We start from the raw sequence: 13,367 nt of genomic DNA, 5'->3' as shown, positions 1-13,367 counted from the left end.
CCCGTCCCCGGGCGGGGCGTCGGGGCAGCGTGCTCGGTCATGCCTCGATCCTGCTCGGTCGGCGTTCCGAACGTCCTCCGGACCGGACCCTGACCCCACCCTGAGATCTCCGGGCGCGGATGTCGGGGACGTCCCCGTGGTGCTGGCGCGGCACCCCGTGTGACGATCGGGACCGACACCGCAACCTGCCGCCATCCCCGCCCTACCGTCCGTGACTCAGGAGCCTCCGATCAACGCCGTGACGCCGCCGCCACCTCGTCTCTACCGGGTGCCCGAACACCGGTTGGCCGCCGGCGTCGCCGCCGGCATCGCCGACCATCTCGGCATCCCGGTCCTGCGGGTACGGGTCGCGTTCATGGTCCTGCTCGGGCTCAGCGGCCTGGGGCTGCTGCTGTACGCCGCGTTCTGGGCGGTGGTGCCGATGCGTCCCGGCGACACCGCCGCACCGCCCCGCCGGGATCCCGCCCAACTGCTGCCGTTCGTGCTGATCGGGCTGGCTGTGCTGCTGGTGCAGGTGATGGTCTTCGACTCGGTGGGTGCCGCCGGCACCGCCGGTTGGCTGGTGGCGATCATCGCGGTGGGTGCCGGGGTGATCTGGCACCAGTCCGCGCCGGAGCGCCGCCGGCAGTGGGGCGGCACGATGCCGGTGCCCTGGTTGGGTGCGGTGGTGGAGGAGAGCGACCGGCGGTCCTTCATGCTCCGGTTCGCCGGCGGCGGGCTGCTGGTCGCGGTCGGCATCATCGGCGTGGCCGCGGTGTACTCCCCGGTGCAGAACGTCGACGCGGTGATCAACGGGGTGATCTTCGCGTTGGTCGGGCTGGCCGGGGTCGGGGTGGTGGCCGGGCCGGTGCTGTGGCGGACGTGGAACCAGCTGCGTTCCGAGCGGGAGGGCCGCATCCGGGAACAGGAGCGGGCCGAGCTGGCCGCCATGGTGCACGACCAGGTGCTGCACACGCTGGCCCTGATCCAGCGCAACGCCACCGACGTCAAGGCGGTGCAGCGGTTGGCCCGGGGCCAGGAGCGCTCCCTGCGTAACTGGCTCTACAAGCCCACCGGCTCGCCCACCGAGCGGTTCGCGGCGGCGCTGGAGCAGGCCGCCGCCGAGGTGGAGGACACGTTCGCGATCACCGTGGAGGCGGTGGTGGTGGGCGACCGGGAGACCGACGAGCGGGTCGGGGCGCTGGTCGCGGCGGCCCGGGAGGCACTGGTGAACGCGGCTCGGCACGCTCAGGTGGCGACGGTGTCGCTCTACGCCGAGGTGGAGCCGGAGCAGGTGAGTGTGTTCGTCCGCGACCGGGGCAAGGGCTTCGACCCGGATACCGTGGAGGATCACCGGCACGGCGTACGGGGATCGATTGTCGGGCGGATGAGGCGGCACGGCGGCCGGGCGGAGATCCGGTCCGGGCCGGGGGAGGGAACCGAGGTCCGGCTGATCCTGCCGATCAGCGGCACCGGTTCCACGGCGGAAAGGGACAGCTGACCATGGCGGAGCAGTCGATGGAACCGGTCGAGGGGGCGGAGACCCGGGGTGGGCGACTGCGGGTCTTCCTCGTCGACGACCACGCCATGTTCCGCGCCGGCGTACGGGCGGAGCTGGGCGCGCACGTCGAGGTGGTCGGGGAGGCCAGCACGGTCGCCGAGGCGGTCACCCGGATCGCCGCGCTCCAGCCCGACGTGGTGCTGCTCGACGTGCACATGCCCGACGGCGGGGGGCGCGCGGTGCTGGACGCGATGCGCCGTACCCATCCGCAGGTCAGGTTCCTGGCGTTGAGCGTGTCGGACGCGGCCGAGGATGTGATCGGACTGATCCGGGCCGGTGCCCGGGGGTACGTCACCAAGACCATCTCTCCGGACGAGCTGACCGCGGCGATCCGCCGGGTGGCCGACGGGGACGCGGTGTTCAGTCCGCGGCTGGCCGGGTTCGTGCTGGACGCCTTCGCGGCCCGCCCGGACGCGCCGGTCGCCGATCCGGAGCTGGACCAGCTCACCAACCGGGAGCGGGAGGTGCTGCGCCTGCTCGCCCGGGGGTACGCGTACAAGGAGATCGCCAAGGAGCTGTTCATTTCGATCAAGACGGTCGAGACGCACGTCTCCAACGTCCTGCGCAAGCTGCAGATGTCCAACCGGTACGAGTTGTCCCGTTGGGCGGCGGACCGCCGGCTGGTGTGACGGCCGACCTGCCGCTGACCGGTTCACCCGTCGCGCTCGCGGTCGCGACCGCTACGACTGCCGAACGCCATCCCTCACCCGGGTGTGGTGCGCGACGGCTGGTCGGAGACGGCATCGTCTGGATGGGCAGAGGCGGTCACCGTTCGGTGGGAGTCTGGCGCGGTCGGGCCGGCGGCGGGTGGCCGGCGGGCGGACAGCACCGGTCGGCGCACCCTCCCGATCGGGATGTTCGACCTGCTCAGGCTGGCACGACTGGGGACACGTGGTGAGCTACTCCCGAGTATCGGCAACGCGGCAAGCAACTAACGGCTTGATAACGGCACCTTCACGCAATGGGCCGGTGGGTGTCACAGTGGCAGGACCTCACCTCCTGGCGCGAGGCACCCATATGTCCGTCGGCCACGCCGCCGCGCTTCCCCGCGGCTCGTGGCCGTCGATCCTGTGCGGGGTCGGACGCGGGGGTGGGGTGGCCCGGCGGATCGGTCCCCCTGGGGTGTCCCGAAGTCCTCTGCGGTAAACCGGTGGCCCGCGACATGAGGCCCCCGGGCGGTGTCACCCCCCAAACGTGCGTGAAACCCACGACGGAACCAGGTCAGAAAGAGGAGGCCCCTCGGAATGAGAGTCTCGAAGCGGGCGAGTAGCGCGATCGCGGTCGGCATGGCCGCCGCGCTCGTCGCCAGCGGTTGCTCGAACAGCGAGAGCAAGGATGGCGACGGTGCCGCCACCCAGGACGGTGCGATCGTTATCAACAACGTCCAGCCCGAGAACCCGCTGGTTCCGGCGAACACCACCGAGACCGGTGGCGGCAAGATCATCGACAACCTGTGGACGGGTCTCGTCGAGTACCCGAACGACGGAAGCGCCCCGCGCAACGCGCTGGCCGAGTCCATCGACACCACGGACTCGAAGGTCTTCACGATCAAGATCAAGAAGGGTACCAAGTTCCACGACGGTACCGAGGTGAAGGCGAAGAACTTCGTCGACGCCTGGAACTGGGCCGCCTACTCGCCGAACGGCGCGGCCAACGGCAGCTTCTTCTCCGACATCGCCGGCTACGGTGACGTCACCAGTGAGGACCCGGACGGCGACGGCCCGAAGAAGGCTCCGACCCCGAAGGCCGACAAGCTCTCCGGCCTGAAGGTCGTCGACGAGCAGACCTTCGAGGTCACCCTCGGCGCGCCGACCGCGGTGTTCCCGACCAAGCTCGGCTACAGCGCCTTCATGCCGCTGCCGGACGCCTTCTTCAGCCAGAAGCCGGAGGAGTTCGGCAAGAAGCCGATCGGCAACGGCCCGGTCAAGTTCGTCTCGTGGGAAGACAACGTCTCGATCAAGCTCACCCGCTTCGACGAGTACACCCTGCGCGACAAGGTGAAGATCAAGGACGTCACCTACAAGCTCTACCAGAACGAGGACGCGGCCTACGTCGACCTGCTGTCGGGTCAGCTCGACTTCATCGAGCCGATCCCGACCTCGGCGCTCGCCGGTGACAAGTACAAGACCGACCTGGGTGACCGGGCGCTGTCCACCGTCACCCCGGCGACCGCGTTCATCGCGTTCCCGATCTACGACAAGCGTTTCGCCAACCCGAAGCTGCGCAAGGCCGTCTCGCTGTCGATCAACCGGCAGGAGATCTCCGACAAGATCTTCTTCGGCACCCGCAAGCCCGCCGACAGCTGGGCCAACCCGCTCACCCCGGGCGCCCCGCAGGGCAACTGCACCGCCTGCAAGTTCGACCCGACCCAGGCCAAGCAGCTGCTCCAGGAGGCCGGTGGCTTCCAGGGCGAGATGGTCTTCTACTACAACGCCGACTCCAGCCACAAGGACTGGATGGAGGCTGTCGCGCAGCAGGTGAAGACCAACCTCGGCATCGAGGCCCGCGCCGAGGGCGTGCCGACCTTCGCGGTCCTGCGGCAGAACATCAACGCCCGCAAGATGACCGGCCCGTACCGTGCCGCCTGGCAGCAGGACTACCCGGACATCGAGAACTGGGTGAACCCGCTCTACATCAAGGGTGGCTCCTCCAACGACGGCCTGTACAGCAACCCGCAGGTCGACGCGCTGGCCAAGGAGGCCACCGCCGCCGCGAGCCTGGAGGCGTCGCACGCCAAGTTCGCCGAGGCGCTGAAGCTGGTCGACGCGGACGTGCCGACCATCCCGATCTACTTCTACGGCCTGCAGGTCGGCCACTCGGAGAAGATCAAGAAGCTTGAGCTCACCAACGTCGGTGAGCTGGACCTCTCCTCGGTCGAGCTCTGAGCCGAACGGTCTGACTGACCCCGGGTCGGGTCCGCCACATCCGGTGGACCCGGCCCGGGGCCGTTCCGCGAGCGGGTGACATCATCACCCGCCCTCGCCAACGCTGCCCCAGTGCGTCGGACGCCGACGCGCTCCCTGTCTGGAGGACCACCCCATGGGCCGTTATCTCGTGAGACGGCTGCTCCAACTCGTGCCGGTGTTTCTCGGCACCACGTTCCTGATCTACTGGCTGGTCTGGTCGGTGCCCGGCGATCCGTTCGCGGGCAAGTGCGGCGAACGCCCCTGCCCGCCGTCGTACGTCGCGGCGATGACCGCGAAGTTCCAGCTGGACGAGAACGTCTTCGTGCAGTACGCCACCTACATGAAGAACCTCCTGCAGGGGGACTTCGGCACCACGTACAGCGGCCGGTCGATCAACGACATCATCGCCACCGCGTACCCGAACACGCTGAAGCTGGCCGTCGTGGCGCTGGCGATCGAGGCCGTGATCGGCCTCACCGCCGGCGTGCTGACCGGCCTGCGCCGCAACGGCTTCCTGGACAACCTGGTCCTGGTCTCGACGCTGTTCATGATCGCGCTGCCGGTCTTCGTGGTGGCCTTCGTGCTGCAGTGGACCCTGGGCCTGCAGTGGGGGATCGTCAGTGCGACCGTCTCCAGCGAGATGCCCTTCTCCGAGCTGATCATGCCGGGCTTCGTGCTGGGTAGCGCCTCGATGGCCTACATCGCCCGGGTGGCCCGGACGAGCATCGCCGAGAACCGCCGGGCCGACTACGTCCGGACCGCGATCGCCAAGGGGCTGCCGATGCGCCGGGTGGTCGGGGTGCACCTGCTGCGCAACTCGCTGATCCCGGTGGTCACCCTGCTCGGCACCGACCTCGGTGCGCTGATGGGCGGCGCGATCGTCACCGAGAGCATCTTCACCATCAACGGCATCGGCCGGGAGGTCTACCGGTCGATCGTCACCAAGGAGAGCGCTACCGTTGTCTCCATCGTGGTGGTGCTGGTGCTGGTCTACCTGCTGATGAACCTGCTGGTCGACCTGCTCTACGCCGCCCTGGACCCGAGGATCCGCTATGAGTGACCCCTCCGCCGCCTCGATCGTGAGCACCCCCCGGCCGGAACAGCCGACCGAGATCGGTGCCCCCACCAACGCCGGCCTGCCGGAGAACGCCCGCAAGGAGAAGCCGCGCGGGCTGCTCGGCGACGCCTGGCGCGACCTGCGCCGCAAGCCGCTGTTCTGGATCTCCCTGGCGATCATCCTGCTCTTCGTGGTGATGGCGGCCTTCCCCTGGCTGTTCACCTCCGGCGACGCGAAGAACGGCTCGCTCACCCACAGCCTGGAGAAGCCCTCGTCGCACGCCTGGTTCGGCTACGACATCCAGGGCCGCGACGTCTACGCCCGGGTCATCTACGGCGCCCGCGCCTCGATCGTGGTGGCGCTGCTCTCCGTGTTCGGCACCATGCTCCTCGGCGGCCTGGTCGGCATCATCTCCGGTTACCGGGGCGGCTGGGCCGACGCGGTGCTCTCCCGCATCGCCGACGTCTTCTTCGGCCTGCCGTTCGTGCTCGGCGCCATCGTGATCCTGACCACCTTCAACGGCTCCGGCAGCAACAACAGCACGGTCAAGATCATGGGATTGGTCATCGCCTCCCTGGTGATCCTGAGCTGGCCGGTGGTCATGCGGCTGATGCGCTCCTCGGTGCTGGCCACGAAGGAGGCCGACTACATCGTGGCGGCCAAGGCCATGGGCGCCGGCACCGGCCGCATCGTCTTCAAGCACCTGCTGCCGAACTGCCTCGCGCCGCTGCTGGTCTACTCCACGATCATGGTCGGCTCGTTCATCGGCGCGGAGGCCACGCTCTCCTTCCTGGGCGTCGGGCTGAGGAGCCCGGTGGTGTCCTGGGGCATCATGATCAGCGAAGGGCAGAACTACATCCGGGTCGCGCCGGGCCTGGTCTTCTTCCCTGCCGCGTTCCTCGTGACCGCCGTGCTGAGCTTCGTCATGCTCGGTGAGGCCGTCCGCGAGGCTCTCGACCCGAAGCTCCGATAGGGGACTGAGTTGTCCGACATTCTCGTGTCCGAGCAGAGCGCACCCGGCACCGGCGGCACCGGCCACCCCTCCGGCCGGCTGCTCGAGGTCGACGACCTGCGGGTGGAGTTCCGTACCCGGGACGGCGTCGCCAAGGTCATCAACGGGGTCACGTACCACGTCGACGCGGGGGAGACCCTCGCTGTGCTCGGCGAGTCCGGCTCCGGCAAGAGCGTCACCGCGCAGACCGTCATGGGCATCCTGGACATGCCGCCGGGCTTCGTCACTGGCGGCCAGGTCCGCTTCCACGGCAAGGACATGCTCACCATGTCCGCCGAGGAGCGCCGCCGCATCCGCGGCGAGGGCATCGCGATGATCTTCCAGGACTCGCTCTCCGCGCTGAACCCGGTCTTCACCGTCGGGTTCCAGATCGCCGAGCAGTTCCGGGTCCGGCGCGGCATGAGTCGCGCGGACGCCAAGAAGCGCGCGATCGAGATGCTCGACCAGGTCAAGATCCCGAACGCCAAGGGCCGGTTCAGCAACTATCCGCACCAGTTCTCCGGCGGCATGCGGCAGCGCGCCATGATCGCGATGTCGCTGGCGCTCGACCCCGAGGTGCTGATCGCCGACGAGCCGACCACCGCGCTGGATGTGACCGTGCAGGCCCAGATCATGGACCTGCTCGGCGAACTCCAGCGGGAACGGCGGATGGGCATGATCCTGATCACCCACGACCTCGGCGTGGTGGCCGACGTCGCGGACCGGATCGCGGTCATGTACGCCGGCCGGATCGTCGAGGAAGCCGACGTGTTCGACCTGTACGCCAAGCCGGCGCACCCCTACACTCTCGGCCTGCTCGACTCGATCCCGCGGCTGGACGAGAAGGGGCAGCAGCTCCGGACCATCAAGGGCCTCCCGCCGAACCTGATGAACATCCCGCCGGGCTGCCCGTTCAACCCGCGCTGCCCGATGGCGCAGCCGGTGTGCCGGGAGACGGTTCCGCCGCTGCTGCAGATCGGCGCCGGCCGGGCCAGCGCCTGCCACTTCGCCGAGGAGCTGGTGAACCGTGACTGAGAACATCCTCGAAGTCCGTGACCTGGTCAAGCACTACCCCGTCACCCAGGGGATCGTGCTCAAGAAGACCATCGGGCACGTCAAGGCCGTCGACGGCGTCTCCTTCGACCTGAAGGCCGGCGAGACGCTCGGCGTGGTGGGCGAGTCGGGCTGTGGCAAGTCGACCCTGAGCCGGGTGCTGATGAGCCTGGAGAAGCCCACCGCCGGCAGCGTGCTCTACAAGGGTCAGGACATCGCCACGCTCTCCGCGGGGGCCATGCGCCGGCTGCGCCGGCAGATCCAGTTGGTCATGCAGGACCCGTACACCTCGCTGAACCCGCGGATGACCGTCGGTGACCTGATCGGCGAACCGTTCGAGATCCACCCGGACGTCGCCCCGAAGGGCAGCCGCCGGGGCAAGGTCAAGGAACTGCTCGACCTGGTCGGCCTCAACCCGGAGCACATCAACCGGTACCCGCACCAGTTCTCCGGCGGCCAGCGCCAGCGCATCGGCATCGCCCGGGCGCTCGCCCTGCGCCCGGAGATCATCATCTGCGACGAGCCCGTCTCGGCCCTGGACGTGTCGATCCAGGCGCAGGTGATGAACCTGCTGGAGAAGCTCCAGAACGAGCTCGGCCTGTCGTACGTGTTCATCGCCCACGACCTGTCGGTGGTGCGCCACCTCTCCGACCGGGTCGCGGTGATGTACCTCGGCAAGATCGTGGAGATCGGCACCGAGGACGAGATCTACGAGCGGCCGACCCACCCGTACACCCAGGCGTTGCTCTCGGCGGTGCCGGTGCCGGACCCGACGCTGCGCGACAGCAAGGCGATCATCCGGCTCACCGGTGACGTCCCGTCGCCGATCAGCCCGCCCTCGGGCTGCCGGTTCCGTACCCGGTGCTGGAAGGCGCAGGACGTCTGCGCCGAGCAGGTGCCGCTGCTGGAGGTCCGGCCGGGCTCGGACCACCCGAGCGCCTGCCACTTCGCCGAGAAGCGGGAGATCGTCGCCAGCCACTCGGCGTGAGGTGCACCGAACCGCCTGTCGGCCGAGGTGGCCGACAGGCGGTTCGTCGTTGCCAGACCTCCGTCGGAGGCGGCCGCCGGCTCCCGTCGCGGCTCAGAGGGGACCGCGGCCGGCGCGCAGCAGGAGCAGGGCGAGCTGGGTGCCGTCCGCGCCCAGCGCCTGCCGGAACCGCTCCAGGATCTCCCGCTCCCGGGCGAGCACCAGACGGGTGCCGCCCGAGGCCATCCGGGTCGCCCCGACCTCCTGGGAGAGCTCGGCCCGCTCCTGCCAGAGCTGAATCAACGTCCGGTCGATCTCGTCGATGCGTTCGCGGATCTCGGCGATCCGGGCCGCCGCGACCGGCTCCTCGGTCCCGAAACGGGCCACCGGGTTCCCGTCGGCCGTACCCGCGGTCTCACCGCTCTGCTCCACCACGTCTGTCATCATCGGTCGTACCTTCCTGACGTCGTGCCCGGTGTCGGGATCCCGAGACGGAGAAAGCCCCGGGCTCCAGGAGCCCGGGGCTTTCTCGTAGGTCTGGTCGATCAGGCGCGACCTACGGCAGCCGGACTCCCGGTGCCGTAGTAAAAGTAGAAGCGCTGACCGAACACGTCGTCGAGTATGCCGATCGTCGTGGCGACGGCGCAAGGAATCCGCCAACACGTGGGACGTGTGGCACGGCCCCGGCGGCTCCGGGGCCGTGCGACGCCGACGTCAGCCCAGCCGGGTGATCCGGTCGGCCGGGCCCGGTCCCACCGGCTCGCCGGCGGCCAGGTACGCGACCAGCGCGTCCACGTCGAAGCCGGGGGCCGTCGTCCGGCCGGTGCCCGCCCGCAACTCGGTGAACCCGTCCCCGCCGTTGGCCAGGAAGTCGTTCGTGGTGACCCGGTAGCTGGCGGCCGGGTCGATCGGGGTGCCGTGCAGCGCCAGCGCGCTGACCCGGGAGCCGGCCGGGGCGGTGGTGTCGTACGAGTAGGTCAGCCCGGCGGACGGCTGGAGGATCCGCTGGCTGGTCTGCCCCTTGAAGCCGACGAACTGCTGCTCCAGCACACTTGTGAGCTGGGCGCCGGTGAACGTCTGGGTGACCACGAGGTTGTTGAACGGCTGCACGGTGAACGCCTCGCCGTAGGTCACCTCGCCCGGCGCCTCCCCACCGGCCGACGTCCCGTACGCCAGGGAGGACCGGACGCCACCGGGGTTCATCAACGCGATCTGCGCTCCGTCGCCGCGCGTGTACGCCAGCTGCGCGTCGGCGATCACGTCACCCATCGGGCTCTCCCCGTTGGGGAGGGCGTCCCGGACGATGTCCGCACTGATCCGCCCGACCACCCGGTTGGCGATCGGGGCGACGGCCTTGCGGTACTTGTCGGCCAGCGCCTTGGCACCCGGGTCGACCAGCGCCGGGTTCTTGACGAAGACGCCACCGCTCTGCTGCCAGGTGCCGTCGGCGTTGCGGACGCCGTTCTCCACGATCACGTTCTTCGCGGTGATGCCGGTGAACCGGCCGGTGCGCCGATCCAGCGAGTAGTCGATGTCGGTGACCAGCTGGCCGTTGCTGCCGGCGCTGGTCACCACACTGTGCGCGCCCGAGGAGTTCGGCAGCGAGCAGGAGTAGAAGCGGTGGGTGTGCCCGGAGACCACCAGGCCGAACTCGGGGCGCAGCCCTCTGACGATGTCCACGACCGGGCCGGAGAAGTTGGCGCAGTCGGAGATGCCGGGCAGGCTCGGCGGTGCGGCCTGCGCGCCGCCCTCGTGCACCAGCAGCACCATCGCCTTGACGCCGAAGAGCTTGAGCAACCCGCCCCACCGGTTGGCGGTCTCCACCTCGTCGGTGAAGGTGACATCCTTGATGCCGGCCGGGTTGACGATGCCGGGGGTGCCCTCCAGGGTGACCCCGACGAAGCCGACCGGCACGCCGCCGACGAAGCGGACGTCGATCGGCGGCAGGATCGGCAGCTTGGTCTTCTTGCTGATGGTGTTCGCCGCCAGGTACGTGAACCTCGCGCCGGCGAAGCCGTCCCCGTCCTGGCAACCGTCGACCGGGTGGCAGCCACCCCTGTTGATCCGGAGCAGCTCGTCGACGCCCTCGTCGAACTCGTGGTTGCCGACCGAGCTGACATCCAGCCCGATCTCGTCCATCAGCTCGATGGTGGGCTCGTCGTGGAAGGCGGCGCTGACCAGGGGGGTGCCGCCGATCAGGTCGCCGGCACCGACGGTGGTGGTGACCCGCCCCTCGGCCTTGCCCTCGGCGCGCAGCTTCTTCAGCCAGGTGGCGAGGTACTCCACGCCACCGGCGGGGGTGCCGTTGACCGTGGCGCCGCTGCCGGCGGGCGGGTCGATGGCGCCGTGGAAGTCGTTGTAGCTGAGGAACTGGCCCTTGACCTCGTGGCCGATGGGCTTGGCGTAGGAGACGGCGACCGGGACGAGCCCGGCGGTGTCGTCGGCGGTGGCCGGTTGCGGGGTGGACCGGCCGGCGACGGGCAGGCCGGCCACGACGGCCAGGGCGAGGGCGGGTACCGCGAGGTGACGCAGCACCGCCCGACCGCGCGAGCGCGGTTGACTCATGGTTGTTCTCCCAAGTCGGGTACGGGGGAGTACTGGATGCTTTCCGCGTCATCGTCCCGGGTCGTGCGCCGAGACACCAGGGGGGAGTTCGTGACAGGTTTGTCTCAGTCCGTCGCGGGACCGGCCGGCGCGGGCGTACGCGGTCGGGAAGTGTCCGGCGTGCGGCATAGACTCGCCGTGCGATGCATCCTCTTTTCGACATCCCCGCGTCCCCGCCCACGCCCGAACCTGCCCGGACGCCGCCGCGCCGGCCGGGTGCCGCCGTCGCGCGCCTCGATCCGCAGCAGCTCGTCGAGGGGTTGAACGGCCCGCAGCGGGACGCGGTCACCCACGCCGGCTCGCCGCTGCTGATCGTGGCCGGCGCGGGCTCGGGCAAGACCAAGGTGCTCACCCACCGGATCGCCTATCTGCTGGCCGCGCGGGACGTGCACCCCGGCGAGATCATCGCGATCACCTTCACCAACAAGGCCGCCGGGGAGATGAAGGAGCGGGTGACCAACCTGGTCGGCCCGCGGGCCCGGCTGATGTGGGTGTCCACGTTCCACTCCGCCTGCGTACGCATCCTCCGGGCCGAACACGAGCACGCCGGGCTGAAGTCGACCTTCTCCATCTACGACGCCGACGACTCACGGCGGCTGATGCAGTTGGTCGCCCGTGAACTCGACCTGGACCCGAAGCGGTACCCGGCGCGTGGGCTGGCCGCCCAGGTGTCCAACCTGAAGAACGAGCTGGTCGACCCGGAGGCCTTCGCGGCCCGGGCGAAGGGCCCCAACGAGCGGGCGTTGGCCGAGGCGTACACGCTCTACCAGCGTCGGCTGCGGGAGGCGCACGCGCTGGACTTCGACGACCTGATCATGACCACGGTGCACCTGCTCCAGTCGCACCCGCACGTCGCGGAGAGCTACCGCCGCCGGTTCCGGCACGTCATGGTCGACGAGTACCAGGACACCAACCACGCCCAGTACGTGCTGATCAAGGAGTTGGTCTCCGGCACCGAGGGGATCGCGCCGGCCGAGCTGTGCGTGGTAGGCGACGCCGACCAGTCGATCTACGCGTTCCGCGGCGCGACGATCCGCAACATCCTGGAGTTCGAGCGGGACTTCGCCGACGCCCGGACGATCCTGCTGGAGCAGAACTACCGCTCCACGCAGACCATCCTGAACGCCGCGAACGCGGTCATCGACCGGAACACCTCGCGGAAACCGAAACGGCTGTGGAGCGATGCCGGTGCCGGTGAGCGGATCGTCGGCTACGTGGCCGACACCGAGCACGCCGAGGCGGACTGGGTGGCCCGGGAGATCGACCGGCTGGTCGACGACGGCGATGCCCGTCCCGGCGACGTCGCGGTCTTCTACCGCACCAACGCCCAGTCCCGGGTCTTCGAGGAGGTGTTCATCCGGGTCGGCCTGCCGTACAAGGTCGTTGGCGGGGTGCGCTTCTACGAGCGCAAGGAGGTCCGCGACGCGCTGGCCTACCTGCGCGCGGTGGTCAACGACGACGACACGGTGAGCCTGCGCCGGATCCTCAACACCCCCCGCCGGGGCATCGGCGACCGGGCCGAGGCATGCGTGGAGGCACTGTCCAGCCGGGACCGGATCTCCTTCGGCGCGGCGCTGCGCCGGGCCAAGGACGCCCCGGGCATCTCCACCCGGGCCGCCAACGGCATCGCCGAGTTCGTCGCGCTGCTCGACGGTGCCCGCGAGCTGGCCGAGACGGGCACCCCCGAGGAGGTGCTGGAGGCGCTGCTGACCCGTTCGGGTTACCTGACGGAGCTGGAGGAGAGCCTCGACCCGCAGGACGCCGGCCGGGTGGACAACCTCCAGGAGCTGGTCAGCGTCGCCCGGGAGTACACCGAGCGGATCGAGGCGACCGCCGAGGAGGGGGAGCGGGCCACCGTCGCCGGCTTCCTGGAGCAGGTCGCGCTGGTCGCCGACGCCGACCAGATCCCCTCCGATGACCCGGACCATCAGGGTGTGGTCACCCTGATGACCCTGCACACCGCGAAGGGGCTGGAGTTCCCGGTGGTGTTCCTGACCGGCCTGGAGGACGGCGTCTTCCCGCACCTGCGCTCGCTGGGCGACACCCGCGAGCTGGAGGAGGAGCGCCGGCTGGCGTACGTCGGCATCACCCGCGCCCGGCAGCGGCTGTACCTGTCCCGGGCGGTCACCCGGTCCGCCTGGGGGCAGCCGTCCTACAACCCGCCGTCGCGGTTCCTGGAGGAGCTTCCCCCCGAGCTGGTCCGCTGGGAGCGCACCGAAGGGTCGTACACCTCGTGGGCCGGTGGGGGC

At 69.8% G+C, this 13,367-nt stretch carries 10 protein-coding genes; 8 read left to right on the top strand and 2 right to left on the bottom strand.

Annotation, left to right across the window (positions count from 1 at the left end; genetic code table 11):
* The first annotated feature begins 211 nt into the window (after positions 1 to 211).
* The 7 genes from E1182_RS23880 (at position 212) to E1182_RS23850 (ending at position 8,535) form a co-directional block, all read left to right on the top strand.
* Positions 212 to 1,480 carry an ATP-binding protein gene (locus E1182_RS23880; protein WP_132269171.1) on the top strand — a complete coding sequence of 423 codons (1,269 nt, stop codon included), beginning with the start codon at positions 212 to 214 and terminating at the stop codon, positions 1,478 to 1,480.
* A gap of 2 nt (positions 1,481 to 1,482) precedes the next feature.
* Positions 1,483 to 2,169: a response regulator transcription factor gene (locus E1182_RS23875; protein ID WP_132269169.1), complete on the top strand. Its 687-nt coding sequence runs from the start codon at positions 1,483 to 1,485 to the stop codon at positions 2,167 to 2,169.
* Positions 2,170 to 2,784: 615 nt separating this feature from the next.
* Positions 2,785 to 4,425: an ABC transporter substrate-binding protein gene (locus E1182_RS23870; RefSeq protein ID WP_132269166.1), complete on the top strand. Its 1,641-nt coding sequence runs from the start codon at positions 2,785 to 2,787 to the stop codon at positions 4,423 to 4,425.
* A 154-nt stretch (positions 4,426 to 4,579) separates the two neighbouring features.
* Entirely contained in the window at positions 4,580 to 5,506 is a 927-nt protein-coding gene (locus E1182_RS23865) for an ABC transporter permease (protein ID WP_132269164.1), read from the top strand.
* Positions 5,499 to 6,476, top strand: a complete 978-nt coding sequence (locus tag E1182_RS23860) for an ABC transporter permease (RefSeq protein ID WP_132269161.1) — start codon at positions 5,499 to 5,501, stop codon at positions 6,474 to 6,476. The genes E1182_RS23865 and E1182_RS23860 overlap by 8 nt, the downstream gene beginning before the upstream one ends.
* Before the next feature lie 24 nt (positions 6,477 to 6,500).
* The gene (locus E1182_RS23855; protein ID WP_132269174.1) at positions 6,501 to 7,529 is read left to right on the top strand and encodes an ABC transporter ATP-binding protein; all 1,029 of its coding nucleotides are present in this window, start codon (positions 6,501 to 6,503) and stop codon (positions 7,527 to 7,529) included.
* Positions 7,522 to 8,535 carry an ABC transporter ATP-binding protein gene (locus E1182_RS23850; RefSeq protein ID WP_132269159.1) on the top strand — a complete coding sequence of 338 codons (1,014 nt, stop codon included), beginning with the start codon at positions 7,522 to 7,524 and terminating at the stop codon, positions 8,533 to 8,535. Before E1182_RS23855 ends, E1182_RS23850 begins: the two co-directional genes overlap by 8 nt.
* Positions 8,536 to 8,628: 93 nt before the next feature.
* Here E1182_RS23850 and E1182_RS23845 read toward each other — a convergent pair whose 3' ends face one another.
* Positions 8,629 to 8,961, bottom strand: coding sequence for a chorismate mutase (locus E1182_RS23845; RefSeq protein ID WP_132269157.1), 333 nt, complete (start codon positions 8,959 to 8,961; stop codon positions 8,629 to 8,631).
* 267 nt (positions 8,962 to 9,228) lie between these two features.
* Positions 9,229 to 11,079 carry a bifunctional UDP-sugar hydrolase/5'-nucleotidase gene (locus tag E1182_RS23840; protein WP_132269155.1) on the bottom strand — a complete coding sequence of 617 codons (1,851 nt, stop codon included), beginning with the start codon at positions 11,077 to 11,079 and terminating at the stop codon, positions 9,229 to 9,231.
* 182 nt (positions 11,080 to 11,261) lie between these two features.
* On the opposite strand from E1182_RS23840, the gene pcrA reads away from it, so the two are divergent.
* Positions 11,262 to 13,367 (top strand): DNA helicase PcrA (gene pcrA / locus E1182_RS23835; RefSeq protein ID WP_132269152.1); only part of this gene is annotated, 2,106 nt, incomplete at its 3' end.

It is taken from the genome of Micromonospora sp. KC721, assembly GCF_004348355.1.
GTDB lineage: Bacteria > Actinomycetota > Actinomycetes > Mycobacteriales > Micromonosporaceae > Micromonospora.
The sequence above is the reverse complement of the archived record's forward strand: the minus strand, read 5'-3'. Positions and strand labels throughout refer to the sequence as shown.